General features: G+C 50.7%; 19 protein-coding genes. 9 read left to right on the top strand and 10 right to left on the bottom strand.

Features of this window, described 5'->3' with window-relative positions:
• Positions 1 to 93: 93 nt before the first annotated feature.
• A complete protein-coding gene (locus tag H6F86_RS12960) occupies positions 94 to 1,683 on the bottom strand; it encodes a sodium:proton antiporter (protein WP_190449014.1) in 1,590 nt (529 codons plus the stop codon).
• Positions 1,684 to 1,932: 249 nt separating this feature from the next.
• On the opposite strand from H6F86_RS12960, the gene H6F86_RS12955 reads away from it, so the two are divergent.
• Positions 1,933 to 3,171, top strand: coding sequence for an aspartate aminotransferase family protein (locus H6F86_RS12955; RefSeq protein ID WP_347240286.1), 1,239 nt, complete (start codon positions 1,933 to 1,935; stop codon positions 3,169 to 3,171).
• Positions 3,172 to 3,442: 271 nt separating this feature from the next.
• On the top strand, positions 3,443 to 4,468 hold the full coding sequence (locus H6F86_RS12950; RefSeq protein ID WP_199305254.1) for an alpha/beta fold hydrolase: 1,026 nt from the start codon (positions 3,443 to 3,445) through the stop codon (positions 4,466 to 4,468).
• Positions 4,469 to 4,512: 44 nt separating this feature from the next.
• Here H6F86_RS12950 and H6F86_RS32810 read toward each other — a convergent pair whose 3' ends face one another.
• The 4 genes from H6F86_RS32810 to H6F86_RS12935 form a co-directional block, all read right to left on the bottom strand.
• Positions 4,513 to 4,638 (bottom strand): hypothetical protein, encoded by a 126-nt coding sequence (locus H6F86_RS32810; RefSeq protein ID WP_277881263.1) that lies wholly within the window; start codon positions 4,636 to 4,638, stop codon positions 4,513 to 4,515.
• A gap of 68 nt (positions 4,639 to 4,706) precedes the next feature.
• Positions 4,707 to 5,066 (bottom strand): hypothetical protein, encoded by a 360-nt coding sequence (locus H6F86_RS12945; RefSeq protein WP_190449013.1) that lies wholly within the window; start codon positions 5,064 to 5,066, stop codon positions 4,707 to 4,709.
• A 483-nt stretch (positions 5,067 to 5,549) separates the two neighbouring features.
• Positions 5,550 to 6,740 (bottom strand): chromate transporter, encoded by a 1,191-nt coding sequence (locus tag H6F86_RS12940; protein ID WP_190449012.1) that lies wholly within the window; start codon positions 6,738 to 6,740, stop codon positions 5,550 to 5,552.
• Positions 6,737 to 7,747, bottom strand: a complete 1,011-nt coding sequence (locus tag H6F86_RS12935; protein ID WP_199305253.1) for a chromate resistance protein ChrB domain-containing protein — start codon at positions 7,745 to 7,747, stop codon at positions 6,737 to 6,739. The genes H6F86_RS12940 and H6F86_RS12935 overlap by 4 nt, the downstream gene beginning before the upstream one ends.
• Positions 7,748 to 8,141: 394 nt before the next feature.
• Between H6F86_RS12935 and H6F86_RS12930 the strand changes: the two genes are divergently transcribed.
• The gene (locus H6F86_RS12930) at positions 8,142 to 8,981 is read left to right on the top strand and encodes an AIM24 family protein (protein ID WP_190449010.1); all 840 of its coding nucleotides are present in this window, start codon (positions 8,142 to 8,144) and stop codon (positions 8,979 to 8,981) included.
• Positions 8,982 to 9,412: 431 nt separating this feature from the next.
• The gene (locus H6F86_RS12925) at positions 9,413 to 9,790 is read left to right on the top strand and encodes a PH domain-containing protein (protein WP_190449009.1); all 378 of its coding nucleotides are present in this window, start codon (positions 9,413 to 9,415) and stop codon (positions 9,788 to 9,790) included.
• Positions 9,791 to 9,857: 67 nt separating this feature from the next.
• Here the strand turns inward: H6F86_RS12925 and H6F86_RS12920 are convergent, their stop codons facing one another.
• Entirely contained in the window at positions 9,858 to 10,073 is a 216-nt protein-coding gene (locus H6F86_RS12920; RefSeq protein WP_190449008.1) for a hypothetical protein, read from the bottom strand.
• Between the two features lie 48 nt (positions 10,074 to 10,121).
• On the opposite strand from H6F86_RS12920, the gene H6F86_RS12915 reads away from it, so the two are divergent.
• Positions 10,122 to 11,702, top strand: coding sequence for an FAD-dependent oxidoreductase (locus tag H6F86_RS12915; protein ID WP_190449007.1), 1,581 nt, complete (start codon positions 10,122 to 10,124; stop codon positions 11,700 to 11,702).
• Positions 11,703 to 11,829: 127 nt separating this feature from the next.
• Here the strand turns inward: H6F86_RS12915 and H6F86_RS12910 are convergent, their stop codons facing one another.
• The gene (locus H6F86_RS12910; RefSeq protein ID WP_190449006.1) at positions 11,830 to 13,737 is read right to left on the bottom strand and encodes a heavy metal translocating P-type ATPase; all 1,908 of its coding nucleotides are present in this window, start codon (positions 13,735 to 13,737) and stop codon (positions 11,830 to 11,832) included.
• Here H6F86_RS12910 and H6F86_RS12905 point away from each other — a divergent pair.
• Complete coding sequence (locus tag H6F86_RS12905; RefSeq protein ID WP_347240267.1) at positions 13,736 to 14,983, top strand: precorrin-8X methylmutase; 1,248 nt, start codon at positions 13,736 to 13,738, stop codon at positions 14,981 to 14,983. The genes H6F86_RS12910 and H6F86_RS12905 overlap by 2 nt on opposite strands.
• Positions 14,984 to 15,106: 123 nt before the next feature.
• Here H6F86_RS12905 and H6F86_RS12900 read toward each other — a convergent pair whose 3' ends face one another.
• Positions 15,107 to 15,253, bottom strand: a complete 147-nt coding sequence (locus H6F86_RS12900; RefSeq protein ID WP_190449005.1) for a hypothetical protein — start codon at positions 15,251 to 15,253, stop codon at positions 15,107 to 15,109.
• Between the two features lie 40 nt (positions 15,254 to 15,293).
• Positions 15,294 to 15,458 carry a hypothetical protein gene (locus H6F86_RS12895; RefSeq protein WP_190449004.1) on the bottom strand — a complete coding sequence of 55 codons (165 nt, stop codon included), beginning with the start codon at positions 15,456 to 15,458 and terminating at the stop codon, positions 15,294 to 15,296.
• 163 nt (positions 15,459 to 15,621) lie between these two features.
• Here H6F86_RS12895 and H6F86_RS12890 point away from each other — a divergent pair, with 163 nt between their 5' ends.
• From H6F86_RS12890 to H6F86_RS12880, 3 genes are all read left to right on the top strand, one after another.
• Positions 15,622 to 16,023 carry an alr0857 family protein gene (locus tag H6F86_RS12890; RefSeq protein WP_190449003.1) on the top strand — a complete coding sequence of 134 codons (402 nt, stop codon included), beginning with the start codon at positions 15,622 to 15,624 and terminating at the stop codon, positions 16,021 to 16,023.
• A 71-nt stretch (positions 16,024 to 16,094) separates the two neighbouring features.
• Positions 16,095 to 16,520 carry a hypothetical protein gene (locus tag H6F86_RS12885; protein ID WP_190449002.1) on the top strand — a complete coding sequence of 142 codons (426 nt, stop codon included), beginning with the start codon at positions 16,095 to 16,097 and terminating at the stop codon, positions 16,518 to 16,520.
• Positions 16,521 to 16,653: 133 nt separating this feature from the next.
• On the top strand, positions 16,654 to 16,845 hold the full coding sequence (locus H6F86_RS12880) for a YqaE/Pmp3 family membrane protein (RefSeq protein WP_190449001.1): 192 nt from the start codon (positions 16,654 to 16,656) through the stop codon (positions 16,843 to 16,845).
• Between the two features lie 251 nt (positions 16,846 to 17,096).
• Here the strand turns inward: H6F86_RS12880 and H6F86_RS12875 are convergent, their stop codons facing one another.
• Entirely contained in the window at positions 17,097 to 17,570 is a 474-nt protein-coding gene (locus H6F86_RS12875) for a hypothetical protein (protein ID WP_190449000.1), read from the bottom strand.
• Positions 17,571 to 17,605 lie beyond the last annotated feature (35 nt).

Below are 17,605 nucleotides of genomic sequence, written 5' to 3'. Positions count from 1 at the left end.
AGCAGTCAGCGGTCAGCAGTCAGCATGAAGACCTTTAAAGCCGTAGTTTCTTCCCAAAACTCCGGCTGATGGTTAAAAGCTGATAGCTGACTGCTAATCATCATCCAGATCCAGCAGTTGTTGATCGAGCGTTTGGATGCGCGATCGGACGACATCGTCTGACAAAATTCGCTTACGGAGTGAATCGTTAAGGGCATCTTTCTCTGCTAATAGCAGACGACGGCGAATAGCATCCAGGCGAGTCATTCTACCGCTGGCAGCAGTCAGCTTATCCGGTCGGCGGTTGTAAAAATCACGCAAAGACCGTTCGGCAGCAACGAGCCGTACCTGGTAACTGGCACGCATTTCTTCGTAAACAGATTTGGGCAATACGCCCGTTTTCAGTAGCGTCTCCAGTTCATCTTGCGCGGCTTTGGCAGTAATGAGCTGAGACTGAAGCGCCTCGATCCACTGCTGCGATTCGGAGGTGTGGTCAAGGTTAAGGCGGCGCACTAGCCAGGGGAGACTCACGCCTTGCCCAACCAACGACAGCAAAACCGAACCAAAGACTAAGGCAATTAACGCTTCCCGGTTCGGTAACGTGGGCGGCAGGCTAAGTGCCAGTGCCATCGACAAAGAGCCTTTGATATTGCCAAAAAAAAGTACGTGCTGCCAGCGCAACGGTAGGTTGCGATCGACCCGTTTGACGATCGCCAGCAGTGGATACACCGACAGAAAGCGTCCAGCTTGATACGCAAATACTGCCAACAGCACCGCAGGCAACGTTCTTAGCAGGGTTTCTAGATTGATCTCAATGCCAATCAACAGAAAGATGAAGGTATTAACCCCAAAGCCTGCATATTCCCAGAAGCTCAGAACAGTAATGCGGCTGGAGGCAGAAACCGTCTGCGATCGCTCCAGATTGCCCACTACCAGACCTGCCACTACCACTGCCACTACGCCTGACATTCCAAAGAACTGGCTGAGTTGAAACGAGCCAAGGGCGATCGCTACAGTTAACAAGATATTGCTGAGTGAATCGTCCGATCGGGTGTAAAGCCCTACCCCCAGATAGCCCAGCGCCAGACCGACCAAACCACCACCTAGAATCACCACCAGCAGTTCTCGAATGCTGTCTGCGACGGTGAGTGATCCCGTTGTATTTACCTTCAAAATCAGGCTAAACAGCACCAGTGCAATCCCATCGTTAAACAGGCTTTCACCTTCCACAATGGTGATCAGTCGCGATGGTACTGTCACCTCCTTAAAAACAGCAATGACAGAAACGGTGTCGGTAATTGCCAAAATTACGCCTACCAGTAGCGCCGACACCCAGGGCAAGCCCAAGCCAAACTTGAGAATCACTGAAGTTACACCAGAGGCAATGATGACCCCTGGACCCGACAGCAAAGCGACTGGTTTTAGTGTGCTGCGGAGGCGGCTGATGTCCGTATTGATGGCGGCTTCAAAGAGCAGAATGGGTAAGAAAAGATTAAGAATTAGCGCTGAATCGAGTCCAATTCGGCGCGGCAGTAACTCTGCCATTAACAGACCGGCGACAACTAGCCCTGTCACGTAAGGAATGCGAAGCCGACGCGAAACCAGCGCTACAGCAGTTGCCACTAAAAGCAGAATAATCAGCACCGTGACCAACTGAGAGGCGTTTGATTGTTCGCCGCTGATAGCTGCAAGGAAGAATGTCATGAGAACGTAACCTGTGAGCCAGCCTATGGGACCGGCAAATGGATAAGCTATAGTCAGGTTCAGTGCATGAAACTTGAGCGCTAAATACCTGAGGTTAGACTAAACGAAATGTTGTGTTATGAAAACCTGTGCGCAGTCTAGAGTTTAACCTCCAACAGTCCAAAGTCTAGAATGTACTCTCTCTTTGTCGTGTCAGTTTGAGGAGCTATTTCGGTGAGCCCAGAAGCGCTAGTCCAAACCCTACCCACGATCGCACCACCGCTTCATGCCAACAGTCCCTTCGACGCAGCGGACTTTGACGAGTATGTGATGACGACCTATGCACGCTATGCGGTCGCGCTTGAGCGAGGCACAGGCTGTCGCGTGTGGGATACGGACGGACGCGAGTATCTGGATTTTGTCGCTGGCATTGCTACCTGCACACTTGGTCATGCACATCCAGCGATGGTGCAAGCGGTGACAGAGCAAATTCAAACGCTGCACCACGTTTCTAACCTGTATTACGTGCCCCAGCAAGGCGCATTGGCAAAGTGGTTGGTTGAGCATTCCTGTGCCGATCGCGCGTTCTTCTGCAACTCTGGAGCCGAAGCGAACGAAGGTGCGATTAAGCTGGCACGGAAGTACGCTCATGAAGTTCGACACATTGCTGATCCAGTCATCATCACGGCACAGGCAAGCTTTCACGGACGCACACTGGCAACTGTAACCGCGACCGGACAACCAAAATATCAGAAAGGCTTTAGCCCGCTGGTGCCCGGTTTTCATTACGTCACCTATAACGACATTGTGGCTCTAGAAACAGCACTGGATGAGTTGGACAGTGGTGAACCGCGAGTGGCTGCCATTCTGCTCGAAGCCTTGCAAGGTGAAGGTGGCGTACGACCCGGCGATCGTGCTTACTTTCAGCGTGTCCGAGAACTCTGTGACGATCGCGGCATCCTGCTGATTCTGGATGAAGTGCAAGTTGGCATGGGTCGCTCTGGTAAACTCTGGGGCTACGAAAATCTGGACATTGAGCCGGACATCTTTACTTCGGCAAAAGGCTTGGGCGGCGGCATTCCGATCGGTGCCATGCTCTGCAAATCCTTCTGCAATGTCTTTCAACCCGGCGATCACGCCAGCACCTTTGGCGGCAATCCTTTCGCTTGCGGTGTGGCACTAGCCGTTTGCCAAACGATCGAGCGGGAAAACCTGCTGGCAAATGTACACGATCGCGGTGAGCAATTGAGAGAGGGACTGAGGGCGATCGCGCAGAAGTTCCCCGCTTACATCGCTGAAGTGCGCGGTTGGGGACTCATTGACGGTCTTGAAATCAAAGCCGATTCTCCACTAACCGCACCAGAGATCGTCAAAGTAACAATGGCTAACGGGCTGCTGCTAGTACCTGCGGGTCCAAAGGTGGTTCGTTTTGTGCCACCGCTGATTGTGACTGAGGCTGAGATCAACCAGGCGTTAAGCGCGGTAGAACAAGCCTTTGCCTCTCTCTAGCTTTAACAAGCATTCCTTCTGTAGGGACGTTACATGTAACGTCCCTACTTTTTTGAGAAACACGATTTAAGTCGTGTCTCAATCACTGCACCAAACCTAAACATGTGCGGAAAGATTCTGCCTATCTGATTTAGGGTGTTATACGGAAACTATCTGTCCATTCACCTGTTTTGGAGTGTTATACGGAAAGTTTCAGTCTAATAAGTTGTTAGACTCTCTTGTCTCATCAAATTAGAATATCTGACGGATTCGACATCGATCACCCCATGCCATGTCTTCCAATTCTCGCCGTTCTGTCAGTCTGGTTGCCTGTCTAATCGCTCTACCTTTATCACTGCTATCTATGGGTTACACGACACAAGCCTCAATACCTGTCGAGGTTCACATTACAACGTTAACAGGCACGCTCCATGGCACACAGATTACTCCAGCGTCTAATATGCTAGAGCCAGCGGTGCTGATCATTGCGGGTTCAGGTCCGACCGATCGCAATGGAAACAATCCTCTAGCTGGGCAGAATAATAGCCTCAAACTCCTCGCTGAAGGCTTAGCGGCTCATGGCATTGCCTCAATCCGCTATGACAAGCGCGGGATTGGAGAAAGCGCAGCCGCAGGACCTGAAGAAGCAGATTTGCGTTTCGATACCTATGTTGAAGATGCTGCACTTTGGATTCAGCAATTGCAGGCAGATGCTCGTTTCTCAAGCATCACCGTCATTGGTCACAGCGAAGGCTCTCTGATTGGAATGCTGGCAACCCAAAAAACCGGAGCAGATGCTTTTGTATCAATTGCCGGCATTGCCCAAACTGCATCACAAGTTTTACAAGATCAACTGCGACCGAGATTGCCAGATGCATTATGGCAACAGAATGAGCAGATTCTTGCTGCTCTAGAGCAAGGGAAGAGAGTGACCTCTGTTCCACCAGAACTCAACGCGCTCTACCGATCGAGCATCCAACCCTACCTCATTTCCTGGTTTCGCTATACCCCTGCCCAAGCGATGAGGCGTCTCACTGTCCCTGTTCTCATTGTTCAAGGAACAACGGATATCCAAGTGTCTGTAAGGGAGGCGCAAGACCTGAAGAGGGCTAAGCCGGATGCGGAGCTTAGAATCATTGAGGGGATGAATCACGTCTTAAAAGCTGTTGCATTAGACCCTGAACAGCAAAATGCTTCCTATTCTGATCCAACGCTGCCAGTTGTGCCTGAGCTAGTTGAGGGTATAAGTCAATTTATTCACAGCAGTAGAATACGCCGTGAGTCTAACCAGTCGCTGCACCGGAACGTGTCAAGTTAAGTGGTTGAGTTGCAAAGGTTGTCTACGTCCGGTGAGCTTGGTCGTTAGCCAGCTTTCGCAATAGGGTTATCGAGGGGTTGGGAAGCTGAAGACCCCGGTACTTCAACGGTATCAGTGAGGGGCGATCGCCCCCACAGCAAGAGGTTGCGCTCATCGAGGCGATCGCCCAAGTCTCAAGTCCCACAGCGTTAGCGTCTCAGAGATCGCTCCAGTGCCATAAATATCCACTTTGCATCGGCTAGAGCGTACTCTTCCAGGCGACTAAAGGAATGAGCAACAGCACACCATTCAAAGCGGCGATTGCCCAGCTACAGTACACTAACCACTTCCCAGTTGAACGAGCCATCCAGCGATAGCGAACCAACAGCCAAACAAAGACCCACTCCAATAAACAGCCTCCGACAGCCATGAAACCAAGATAGATTGCCGCACGCTCGCTGATGTCACCGGGATAGAGGTCAGGATTGGTAATAAAGAAACTGCAAATAGCCATCATGCCAGCGGTTAGAAGCATTACAAACAGGCTCAGTAGGCTGAGGCAGAGAACCAGAATGGTTTTAACCAGGGGCGATCGCGCCGATGAAGAATCGTGAGACATGGTTGGTTAAAGAGCGAAGGCAGAACCCATTCGCTAAATTTATGGATGTAGAAAATATTATAGTTATTGCAGAAAACTATATCTGTGTTGTGACAGATGCTGCTTCAACGGGCGATCGCTAAAGAGCGCAAGCTAGCACATCGCTGCAACGGGCTATTTATAAGTGTTGGTGGCGTGGCAAAGGTTACTTGCAGTCGTTGAACTGTGCCGTTAGACACCCTCCACGAACCTGTTAGATACTACCCAATCTTTGCAAGGCATAAAGAGTGAGTTGCTGATAAGCATGGCTTCAGGATACGTATATATACTTGCGAACGTTTCACTTAACAGAGGAAATATTTTAAGATATTGAGCTGAGTGTCTAACAATTCTGTTGAAGCAGACTGCCAAAGGCACTGGTGTAGATGCAAAGGTTATTCACATCCGCTTAACAGAACCGTTAGCCATCTATCTAAAAAGTGGCAGTCATCCTTTTCATCATGTCTACGGATGTATGAGTGGGTACAAAACTAGCCCAGCGATCGCGGCAACTATAATGATTAGAGGCTCTGGTAGCTTTTTGCCGAGCTTCCACAACGCGATTAGCGTAACAAGCCCAATCAAGAGCGTTGGAATGTCCTGCAGGGATTGCCGTCCCAAAATAACAACGGCTCCCGCGATCGCCCCAGTTGCAGCAACGGTTACGCCATTGACGAATGTAGAAATCCCAGGGTTTTTGCCGTGCTTCTTGAAATAAGGAGCCGGGATGATAGTGAGCAGGTAGCAGGGAATGAACATGGCGATCGCAGCCACACAAGCTCCGGGAAAACCTGCCACTAGAAAGCCAATAAATCCTGTTGTAATCACGACGGGTCCCGGTGTAATCATGGCAACGGCGACAGCATCAAGAAACTGTTGAGTATTGAGCCAATTGAAGTCTTTTACCACTCCGCCATATAAAAAAGGGACGATAGCTAAACCACTGCCAAACACAAAGGCGCCTGCTTTTGCAAAAAATAGGGCAATCTGCCCAAGCAGCTCAGGTGGAGCAGGCGGCACTGTTGCCAGAAACGGTACGAGCGACACTCCAATGAAACTGTTCAGCCGATTTTGCTTGAACCAATTTTGAGGCGGGAATTTAATCAGCCAAACGAGGAATCCTGAAGCTAAAATGAGCTCCACTCGTTCTGACTCTGTCACAATCGTTGCAACGGCATTGACCAGAAAAATGCCCCACAGCAACCAGTCCCTACCCACAGTTTTGCGCGTCAACTTATACGCACTAATGGCAATGATGCCAATCACCGCCGCTCCCACACCATAGAATACTGCCTGCATCCAACTCAAACCACCATAAAGGGTATACGCCCATCCCAGCGCCACGACCATCAAAAATGATGGCAGGACAAAGGCAATGCCGACCAGTGCAGAACCTAAAAGGCCATAGTGAACGTAGCCCAGGTAAAACGACAACTGTGCCGCCAAGGGACCGGGAGCGACTTGAGCCAGGGTTAAGCCTTCTTGATATTCCGCTTCAGATACCCACTGTCGCTCTTCTACCAGGTCCCGATGCATATAGCCAACCAGTGCGATCGGTCCACCAAAGCCTAGCGTGCCTAGTTTCAGGAAATACTGAGTCAGTTGTTTGAGAGAATAGGCTGGTTGATGAGTGGTTAAAGGGTTAGGAGCGGTCATGGTTTTTGAGTAGAGCGAGTTTGAAGATCTGATTGAGTGTCTGCTTTAGAAGCTTTCTGCAAACAGTCGGCATATAGCCCCTCAAATAGCGCAATTCCATGAGCTTCCAAGGCCGCGTTGCTAAAACCAGCCAGCAACCAACCGCGTAATAAAGCATCAACACCTGCAATTTGAGGGTGCAAGTACAGCCCATCCCGCAGGTCAATTTCATGGACAATTTCTGCGATCGTTTGCAAGCCTGAATCCTCCAAACCAAAGGATTTCACCATGACCTCGAACGTACACAAGTTGCCCTGATGGCGAAACTCACCTTGATTCATATCAAAGGAAATTTCGCGATCTTTGGCAGTTTTGGCATAGCGAATCACAGCTTCAGGATGAATAAAGCGTCGAATCAGCCAGATACAAGCCAGACGATCGACATGAGGTTGAGGTCTTGTCACCCACTGGACATGACGATACTGTTCGATCGCTTGGGGGATAATGTTTACAGCAGGACGTTGTGGGAGGAGTGATTGAGTCAGCTGCTTGAGGCGCGCCATGATCCTCTCCTGTTCAGGACAGTCAAAGAAATCGATTTGGCGAATTTCGGCATGGTGCTTGTAGAGCTTTTCTAGGGCATCGCGAATTGAAGTGCGTTGCGAAGCAGTTCCCCCTTCCGGGCCATCGCCAGTTTCATCCATGTCTGTCAAGGCACTCTCTAACTCCACCAGCTTCGTCTCTAGTCCTGCATAGTCCTCCTGACGAGCCTGACGAAATCGATTGATGATATCTTGATCGCTCACGCCTTCAAACCACTCTACCCGCATGATCAGTGCTTCTCCCTTTGCCTGTTGCACCTCTTGAGCCAACCATTGAAACGATTCCAGACAATCCTCTTGCTCAGGCAAAACCTGTACGCCACTTAGGGCGATCGCTCCAATTCGCCGTAACCGTCGCCACAAAGTGACCCGTGGACTGGAAGACGATTTGGATGGTAAAGAATAGGTAAAAACTAACCAACTCAAAGCAGTAGCTCCATCCCGAAAGAAGAGTAACGGATGTAACTGCAAATTGCAACATCTGTTGCTTAAATACATGGTCAGCTATATCAACCAATGGCTAACAAACCCAATGCACACCGGCTGCCAAGAGGTTATCTTTTGAGCACCAAGGTTTGTCTACGGCGGGTGATTGGGGTCGTTAGCCTGTTTGCGTTTCGGGTTTTGGTAGCCGTTGCAGAATTCTTGAGGAGCATTCAAGATTTGGCTATTGAAAAATAGCCTGTGTGGTAAGTGCGATCGTCGATCTTTATAGTGCGATTGCAACTTTGTACGGTGCGTCATGACGCACCTTTGATTATGAAGTGTAGCCACAACCAAAATAACTGACAAACAAAAATAACAACCCTATTCTGAATATGTGAGCAACAAACCTGCCGAATTGCTAAAGTACCCAATGAGCAATCCTGAATCGAATCTTCCTTTCCAGGTCACGCAAACTGTTTCGCGCGGTGGCACGACTATCGAGCTTTTAGAATACAAGCCACTGGCAGGCAGCGAAAACTTTGCCATTGCTGAGCGGCTTTACACGCTCAATCGGGCGGGGGTACATCTTCGACAGTTGCGTATCCGCCTCGACAACGATGCCGTTCGCACTGAGCCTGGAGCGCTGCAATTCCTCAAAGGTCGGATCAGCATGGAAAGTTCGACGGGCGCAGGCAGTGGCGTTGGTAGCTTCATGAAAGGCGCGATCGCCGCTGCCCGTACAGGAGAAACCATCTTCAAGCCGCTTTACCGAGGCACAGGCGAAATTTATCTGGAGCCAACCTTTGGGCACTACTGGCTGATGCAGCTTAACAACCAAACGCTGTACGCCGATCAAGGTTTGTTTTGCTGCTGCGAAGATGCAATAAAAGTCGAGGCACACAAAGTCGAGAGCTTCTCGGCACGAGTGGCAGGCGGAGAAGGTCGCTATCAAACCAAAGTCAGCGGTGCAGGCATTGTCGTCTTTCGCATTCCCGTTCCTCAATCTGAAATTCTTTCCCTGTCGCTCAATAACGAAACGCTTCAGGTAGACGGTTCATTTGCCTTGCTGCGTACTGAAGGCGTACGATTCAGTGTCGAGCGAGCTTCTAATTCGTTTTTAGGAGCCATTACCAGCGGGGAAGGGGTGCTGCAAACATTTCAAGGAACTGGCAAAGTGTGGGTTGCTCCCACTCAGCCAGTGTACGATCGCATGAGCTTTCTACCCACTCAATAAACATAAGTGCGATCGTAACTTGTAGGGTGCGTTCCTTAATGTAACTCTTGCTAATCCATTGGTAGATTTCTGGGAACGCACCATGCTCATGCTTGAAGCCAGTGACCGCAGTCTAACAACGACCATGCACGCCGACCGCCTAGAAGTTATCTGTTGACATTCAAAGGTTATCTGCGGCGGGTGATGAGCAACGTTAAGATCATCAATCAAGCGCCAGTAAGCAAGTAGGGTGAAAATGCCTGCCCTATACCTTCGTACGATGGAATCGTTCACATATAGTTAGCGTAGCGATCGCTAATTCTTAATCGCCGAGCTTGTAGGTTCGATTTGGGCGTAAAATTCTACACCTTTAGGCTTTAGTTAAAAGCTGCCAAGGACGATCGACTAAAATATATAAGCTCTACGTAGTTCATCTGTGATGGGAGATTGCTGTGATCGATTTTCAGGAAAGCGTCTTGTTCAAGCTCGAACCGATCGCGGTCGATCAAATGCTTAAACCGATCAGCAACTTCCTTCTTGAAGACGAAACAGTGCTGGCAGTATTCAAGACTGTGCGTGATCAACTTGTCTTTACCAGCAAGCGAATTATTGCTGCAAATGTACAAGGGTTAACTGGCAAAAAGGTTGATTACACATCGATCCCCTACAGCAAAATACAAACATTCTCGGTGGAAAGTTCAGGCACACTTGAGCGAGATTGTGAAATAGAGATCTATATCAGCTCTATTGGCAAGATTCGTTTTGAAATACGAGGCAACTTTGATGTGATTGCGTTCAACAAAGTGATTAGTAAGTATGTCTTGGCATAAGTGAGTTGACACGGTGCGGAAGGAGAAAGACCTACAGTTGCTTGATTCATTACGTTGAGTCGCTTTTTTAACGAGCGTATCTTTGCGATCGCAACACCTGTTTAGCCGTTAGCATTAGCGCTTCCAATTGGGATTGGACGATCGCTTCCCCCCTGTATTCTTCTGCTTCGTAGAGTCCAGCAACCAGCGTGAGAACCTTACTTTGGCTAGACGAATGGGTAACGATCGCTGCTACAAAGCAGCGGAAGAAAATAAAGAGAATTTGGTGCTTTCCGAAAGACATCGGTTATTCTGTGTTTCCTAACGTGTCATTTCTTCTTGCCGTGCAACTATGACTGCTGCTACACAACCGCCCCGCTCCTACGATGTGATTGGCTTTGGTGATGAAGTGCCTGGTGTGCTAGCGCTGGTCAGTGCTGCCAGGGAGTATCGTCGCCGCACGGGTAAAGCACTGCGAACGCTGCTGATGTTCAAGGGTAATTCCCAGGAGGGCGTTGGCGGGCATTTGGTACGGGGAGGCTTGGCATATCTCGATCGCTCTACCATTCCGGCTGATATCCGTCAGGCGTATCAGTTGCCAACCTTTGGTGAGCCAGCTGCCATCTATCAGGAGTTTTTGCAGCGATCGGGCGTGACACAGATCGGGCTTGATCCACGTAAAGCGGATGCTGCGCTGCGTGCCATGTTGAGCGAGGTTGGCGCTGATATCATCAGTCGCGTGCAAATTCAGTCTGTGCTGAAGGATGGTGCAACGTTGACGGGTATTCACCTTGCTAACGGCAATATCTTTTTGGGCAAGCAGTTTATCGACTCTAGCGTTAATGCGGAACTGGCCCAAGCGGCAGGCGTGCCGAAGTTTCAGGGCTTTGGCACCTTTGGGTTGCCCGATTCAGAGTTACCCGTGACGCTGGCATTTGAAAGCCAGGGCTTGAGCCTTCAACGGCTAAAAGAGGTGGAGCTAAACTATCTCAAACGCTTCACCAATCCTTACGATACGGAGGCACAACGCTACATTGCGATCGCCGCTGGTGCTGACCCGGCTCTGATTAATCAAATCCGTAGAAGCCTTGCTGATGAACAGGGTAGGCTCCGGACCATGTACGTGGGGCAAGACCACGCAGATGTCCGCAGTCAAGCCCTCTCTGTGACCTATCACGCTTTTCGCGGCAAAAAAATGTTTTTGCCTGAAAGTGGCGTGCTGCTGGATCACGCAAACATTGCCATTTTGCCTGGTGGTCGTCTTTCGTGGAATGCGCTCATGTTTTATGTCAGCGGTGCCCAGTCAGAGGCACTGGCACGGGGAGCCGCCAAGCCTACGCCTGCCATGCTGGAGGAAATGAGCTTTGTGACTAAATGGCTAAAAAGTTTTGGTGCAACGGTAGTAAAGCCTGCATCAGAGCTTTACATTCGCCACGCGGGTAATATTCAAGGCGCTGTAGAGCCTCTGAGTGGCGCTCAGATGCTGTTTGGAGGTGTACCTTCTGCCAGTGCGATCGGCACGTTTGGCTATTACCTGGATGTGCGGGGTGGCATTACAGGCTTGGGCAACAAAGCAACGGCAAAAGGTATGAGCAGCATTTCGTTTCATCATCCGCCACTGTTTAACATTGGCATTCGCCATGCGCTGCTTCGGGCGGTACCCAACCTGGCAGTCGTTAGCCCAGCATCCGGCTTTGATGGCTATGCCTGTTCTGCAGGCAGAATTGTGGAGTTCAATACGGCTGTGGGTCATGGTCTTGGCATTGCGGCTGCGATCGCGCTGACCAGTAATCGCACGCTAGCATCCATCACCAATGGCGAAGTTAGACAAGTGCTAGCAACAACGGGAAAACTGCCACGCATTTACGGTCAAAGCTACGCGCTGGAGGCGACTCGGTTGCAAGATTTTGAGTCACTTATGATGATTGCGTGATGGAAGCCAAAGGCGAGATCTAGGAAGCAAGGGGGCTGGGGAAGCAAAGGGATAGGGAAACAGAGTGATTCACAACTTAAAACTTTTAGCCTTCAGCTTTCAGCCTTTTGCCCTCTGCCTTCTGCCTTCAACCCTTAAGCAACCGCAGACCGCTGAGGGTAACGAGAACGGTTGAGCCTTCGTGTCCGATTACGCCTAGCGGTAGGGTGATGTTGCCACCGAAATTGGCAAGCAACAGCAGTAGGATGAAGCCGAGCGCAAACACAATATTTTGCTTCACTACCCGCTGCGATCGTCGGCTCAAAGTAATGGCTTGCTCCAGCTTTTCCAGGCGATCGCTCATCAGCACAATGTCAGCAGTTTCGAGCGCTACATCACTCCCGGCAATACCCATCGCGATGCCGACGGATGCTTGAGCCAAAGCAGGTGCATCGTTAATGCCATCGCCAATCATGGCAACGTGTTGATACTGCTGCTGTAAGCGTTTAATGACGTGTAGCTTGTCTTCTGGCAGCAGGTTAGCGTAGACCTGATCCAGTCCCAGTGACTGCGCCATACTTTGCGCGGTGCGCTCGTTGTCGCCTGTCAGCATCACGATTTGTTCGATGCCCAGCGCTCGTAAGCGGGCGATCGTTTCAGCAACCTGAGGACGCATGCGATCGGCAACCGCAATTAAACCCATCACCTGCTGCCCTTGAGCGACCCAAACGACCGTTTTGCCATCCTGCTCTAGAACCTGCGCTGTTTCGATGAGCGTTTGAGAAAGCTGGGTCGTCTGGCTAACAAAATTTGCGTTGCCAACCGTTACCGTTTGCTGGTGATAGGTGCCAACAATACCTTTACCAGGAAATGCCTGCACATCCGTTGCAGCAGTCCATTGCAAGCCTTGTGCCGCTTGCACGATCGCGTCTCCGAGCGGATGCTCCGAACTGGATTCCAGTGCAGCAGCCACCTCTAGCACGTCCGGTTCAGCATAGCTATCGGCAGCAATTACCTTATAGACTTCGGGCTGTCCGAGGGTGAGCGTGCCCGTTTTGTCGAAGGCGATCGCCCGTACCTGCCCGATTAGTTCTAACTGTGCGCCATTTTTGAACAGAATGCCCTGTCTAGCTCCATTCGCAATGCCCGACAGCAGCGTTGGCATTGTTGCCGCCACCAGTGCACAGGGCGACGCCACCACCAAAAAAATCAGCGCTCGATAAATGGTCGTTTCCCAACTCCAGCCCAGCAGAAAGGGTGGCAGCAGCACTAAGAGAATGCCTGCGAGCACAATCACCTTGGCATAGCCGCGTTCAAACCGCTCGATGAACTGCTGTGAAGGCGGCGTTTCAGTTTGGGCTTGTTCGACCAGACGAATGACGCGCTGAATCAAGCTGCTTTCGGGTGGTTGATGCACTGTGAGCTTGAGTGCGCCATGTCCGTTAAGGGTGCCAGCAAAGACTGTATCCCCGATCGCCTTCTCAACAGGCATCGATTCGCCTGTAATGGCTGCCTCATTGAGCGTGCTATACCCTTCCTGGATCACGCCATCGGTGGGAATCAACTCTCCAGGTCGGACGAGCACGCGATCGCCTACCTGCAATGTATTGACGGGCATCAACGCTTCCTGTCCGTCCCGCAGCTCTCTCGCCGTATCAGCCGTGAGGCTCATCAAACTGCGAATACTCCGCTCAGTGCGCCGCATCGCATACCCTTCCAGCGCGCCACTAATGGCAAAAATGAGGATCAGCGTTGCTCCATCCACAATGAACGAGTATTCGCGTTGCCACAAGCCCAAACCTGCTGCCCCCAGCGCTGCCACAATCATCAGCAAATCCACATCCAGTTCCTTTTCTTGGAAGAGAGTGGTTAGCCCTTCACGAGCACTCTCGTAGCCACCAACAACATACGCAGCAGGCAGCAGCAAGAGCGCCAGCCCCACCCATCCAATCTGCAAGGTGAACCAGCCAAACAGCAGCAGTACACCGCAGAGGGCAGCAGCAACCACATCAGCGTGGTTTTTAGCGAGTTGGGTTAAGCGCGAGGGGTACAGCATGGCAATCAAACGGGAAGACTCCTACACGCTAAACCTTGACATTGATGTTAATGTCAAGAAAAAAGGCAGGGGCAAAAGGCAGAAGGTAGAGGGTGGAAGGCAGAGGACAGAGGATGACGCGATGGTTGACCGATCGTTAACGATTAAAGAACTAACGGATGCCGTTGGGTGTGGTATCTCGCCTCGCATGGTGCGGCATTACCATCAGTTGGGGTTGCTGCCACAGCCAGCCCGATCGTCCGGTAACTATCGCCTGTATAGCCAACGGGATGTGCAGCGGCTTCAACGCATTGTGGCGCTCAAGCAGCAAGGCTTTCAGCTCTCTCACATCCACAAGTTGCTAGAAAGTGAGCCAGAAACTGACACGGCTGGAGCCTTGATGGTGCAGCTTCAACAGCAGTATCGATCGATCATTCAGCAGATTGCCCACCTACGGCAAACAGCATCGGCGCTCGAAGGCTTGTTGGGGCGTGATCAGCAGTGCCAGCACGTACAGGCAGAGGCGATCGCTCAACTCAAGCTTCTAGAAGTCGAAACCCAGACGCGGCTAGGCGGGCTAGAACAACTCTGGGGTGGGTTAGATGCGGCTGTTCATGCCCATCCCGAAGCGTTTCAAGAATCGCTGGAGCGGCTGTTACCCGATCTATCCGATCGCTCCGAGATTGAAGTTGATTTACTTTCAAAGCTGGTGCTGGCGTGCGGGGATGTGAGCCTAGTGCCGTTTGTGAAAGTAGGCAAAGGGGCGATCGCTGCTAGCCGGAATGCTCTCAAAGCAGCCTGCCGCATTGTGGCAGACGTTCCTATTGTTCACGCAGCGCTCGATCACACTCGTCTCGCCCATCTCGGTTGTACTACCGAAACCTTGGTAGATGACTGCCATGTCACCAGTGCCGCCGAGGCAGAACAAGCATTTTGGCAGCATTCAGAGTGGAAGGCGCGACTATGCGACCTGCCGGATGGCTGCATCATGGTGGTTGGGTACGCGCCGTCAGTGCTGTTTGCAGTATGTGAGGCGATTGCCACCCAACAGCTCCGTCCCGCTCTCGTCATCGGTATGCCGATCGGCTTTAGCCACGCGCCTGCTGCCAAGCGACAGTTGATGCAAGTCGGTATGCAAGGTGGTGTGCCCTTTATCACACTGGAAGGCACGATCAGCGGTGGACTGCTAGCAACCGTAGCCTTAAACGCGATCGCCGCTTCTCTTCTTGAAAAGCCTGATTGCCACTGTTATTTGAGCAAAGCTTGAGGGATGGCAATTAGCTATCAGCTGTCGGCTATCAGCTATCAGCTTTTTTAGATGTTGCTTAGAGGTGTGAATTTGGGCAGAGCGAACCACCGTTTGCCCCTACAGCATCGGTTGCAATTTGAATTAACAGCCCACTTGAATGTCTGCCGTCTGACCGCTGACTGCTATTACCTCAAATTTCATGCCGTTATCTCCGGAATGGCAAAGTCTCATGGTGTAGCTAGCTTCGGCTAATTTTGTCTCAAAATTTTTGTCCCAGAGAGTAGACATCGCAATACTACACGTGTAGTATGTACAAAGTAAGTTTTTGTCAGAGCCATTCCATGATCAGCACACCCTTATTGAACTTATATAGCGCGATGCAGCAGCGACCCAACAGCGGTTCGGCAGCGATCGTCGTGCGGCTTAAGTTTAAGGGCGAGTCTGTGCTGCCAATGGGCAAGGCTCCAGCGATTACAGACACGATAATCACCATTGCGAAGTGGTTTCTTTCTGGGCTTCTTTTGGATCGATCAATACAAAGCGGGCGGTGTAGGCATAATCCTGCACCAACATAAGGCAACCAGTACAGACTGACGCTATTGACCCCCGCTTTTGGATAACCAGAGGCGGGGGTTGTTTTTTAGGAGGCAAGCAGGATGTTAAAGCTGACCTATATCGAGGACGGGTTACACCTGGAGCGGATGACCGCTTCTTTAGATGTGCTGATTGCACAACGAGTGCTGTTGGCAGTGCGTGCCGGACAAAAACTCTACATCGAACCCAGCCAAGCTGCTTTTTTGCTGCCTGCGGATGCGCCTAGCCTGTCGCATCTAGAACTAACGCTGAAGCTCGATCGTAGCCAAACCATCACGGTGACAACTGTTGATCATGCGTTTGTAGAAATCAGCCTACAAGGAAGCTGGATTGCGGAACATCATGACGCGCACGAAGGGATGTTTCTCACAGCTTGCTCCGATCGTGCGGAGTTCTTTATCTACAAGCTCTGGCAACTAACACAACTGCACGCTTCGTCCATGGCAATTGGCGATGGACGCTAAAACAGAGCGTTGAAAGAAGCGATCGCTTCCTTCAACGCTTCTCCCTTTGCTGGTCGATTCAATCTGTATCTATGACATACCAGACGTGTAACCAAATCAAAGCCTTAGTGCAAGCGTTTGAGCAACACACCTTGCCGCGATCACAGTGGACGCATACAGCCCATCTCACCCTTGCTTTGTGGTACCTGGCTCACTATGCTCCGTCTGAGGCAATCGATCGAATGCGTGACGGCATTCAGCAGTACAACGCTGCACAAGGCATTCAGCAAACCAAAAACAGTGGCTATCACGAAACGATTACGCTGTTTTGGCTTTGGGTTGGGCAATGGTATCTAGCCGATCGTCGAATCTCTCGTTTAGCGCTGGATGCGATCAATCAATTTCTTGAGCGCTGTAATGACCCAACACTGCCGTTCCACTATTACAGCCGCGATCGTCTCCTATCTTGGGAAGCCCGCACGAACTGGGTTGAGCCAGATTTACACCCGTTGCCGTAAAGTGCCCACCCCAAAAGATGCGTCGCTACAGTTAACCCCTGCTTTTAGCTCTTGAGAGGGAGGTTGATAAGCGTTGCTTGCCGCGACAATCAAGTAATCAAGGCTGTTTTTAAATAGCAGGTTACTGAAGCTTATGAAAATACTACGAATCATTGCAGCTATCCTCCTACCGCCCCTCGGTGTCTTTCTGACATCCGGTTTGAGTCTCGCTCTTCTAATTAATGTCGGTCTTACAGTGTTGGGTTATGTTCCTGGCATCATTCATGCGCTGTGGGTTGTGCTGAAGTCGTATGAACACGCGGCTGTTGATCGCGGTGCTTACTAAAGCACAGAGAGAGCTTCGCGTAAAGGCTTAGTTAAACTGTGAGCGCTTCTGTTGAAGACAAAGCTCCTGCATCTCTTTCTAGCAAATGATGGGGCTACGATCGAGCAGCAAAGGTAGCTACTAGCAATTTGCTAGCTATCAAAGCAAATATAGAAATCAAAAGCGCTGGAGAGTCTTAAGCGAATTCTCCAGCGCTTTTGTCGGTTTATTTCAGAATCAGCGATCGCACTTACGGCTGCAAGCTAAAAGCTTCAATCTGCAGTCTTGATTTGCCGCGCCATATCTAAGAAGGACGACATATTTGCACCAGGACGACGACGACCATTCGAGCTACCGTTAGAAGCCAAATACTTAGGCGCAAAGGTAGTCACTGTCGGCTGCGGCAGGTTTAAGGCTGCGTTTGCCGCTACAGGTTTAGGTGCCGGTTTGGGTTCAGCTACAACAGGGGGTTTAACCTGATTTGACTGCACCGCTGCTTTAGCAGGTTCCGCTTTAATGGGTTCTGCTTTAGCAGGTTGCTGCTTCGACGCTTGTGCAGGAGTGGCAGCACTACCAACACCTTTTGCATCGTCAAGCTCTAGGAAATAGCCAGAGTTCCGGGCTTTGCGTGGCTTAGGCGCAGCTTCTGCGATCGCCTCCTGAGATTTTTTGGAGCCAACCAGTCCACTGAGAAAGGAAAAAAGACCAGACACTATATTTTTGAGAAGATTGACAAAACTGCTCATTGCAACTGCTCCTGAAATGCGTACCGACGTACTCG

The sequence above is a fragment of the Phormidium sp. FACHB-592 genome (assembly GCF_014695795.1).
GTDB lineage: Bacteria > Cyanobacteriota > Cyanobacteriia > Leptolyngbyales > Leptolyngbyaceae > Stenomitos.
This window is presented reverse-complemented; position numbering and strand designations above follow the sequence as displayed.

Coding starts and splice junctions, on each gene's coding strand:
- H6F86_RS12960 (WP_190449014.1), bottom strand. CDS start 1,683: ATGACATTCTTCCTTGCAGCTATCAGCGGCGAACAATCAAACGCCTCT.
- H6F86_RS12950 (WP_199305254.1), top strand. CDS start 3,443: ATGTCTTCCAATTCTCGCCGTTCTGTCAGTCTGGTTGCCTGTCTAATC.
- H6F86_RS12945 (WP_190449013.1), bottom strand. CDS start 5,066: ATGTCTCACGATTCTTCATCGGCGCGATCGCCCCTGGTTAAAACCATT.
- H6F86_RS12940 (WP_190449012.1), bottom strand. CDS start 6,740: ATGACCGCTCCTAACCCTTTAACCACTCATCAACCAGCCTATTCTCTC.
- H6F86_RS12920 (WP_190449008.1), bottom strand. CDS start 10,073: ATGTCTTTCGGAAAGCACCAAATTCTCTTTATTTTCTTCCGCTGCTTT.
- H6F86_RS12915 (WP_190449007.1), top strand. CDS start 10,122: ATGACTGCTGCTACACAACCGCCCCGCTCCTACGATGTGATTGGCTTT.
- H6F86_RS12905 (WP_347240267.1), top strand. CDS start 13,736: ATGGCAATCAAACGGGAAGACTCCTACACGCTAAACCTTGACATTGAT.
- H6F86_RS12910 (WP_190449006.1), bottom strand. CDS start 13,737: ATGCTGTACCCCTCGCGCTTAACCCAACTCGCTAAAAACCACGCTGAT.
- H6F86_RS12900 (WP_190449005.1), bottom strand. CDS start 15,253: ATGTCTACTCTCTGGGACAAAAATTTTGAGACAAAATTAGCCGAAGCT.
- H6F86_RS12895 (WP_190449004.1), bottom strand. CDS start 15,458: ATGGTGATTATCGTGTCTGTAATCGCTGGAGCCTTGCCCATTGGCAGC.
- H6F86_RS12890 (WP_190449003.1), top strand. CDS start 15,622: ATGTTAAAGCTGACCTATATCGAGGACGGGTTACACCTGGAGCGGATG.
- H6F86_RS12885 (WP_190449002.1), top strand. CDS start 16,095: ATGACATACCAGACGTGTAACCAAATCAAAGCCTTAGTGCAAGCGTTT.
- H6F86_RS12880 (WP_190449001.1), top strand. CDS start 16,654: ATGAAAATACTACGAATCATTGCAGCTATCCTCCTACCGCCCCTCGGT.
- H6F86_RS12875 (WP_190449000.1), bottom strand. CDS start 17,570: ATGAGCAGTTTTGTCAATCTTCTCAAAAATATAGTGTCTGGTCTTTTT.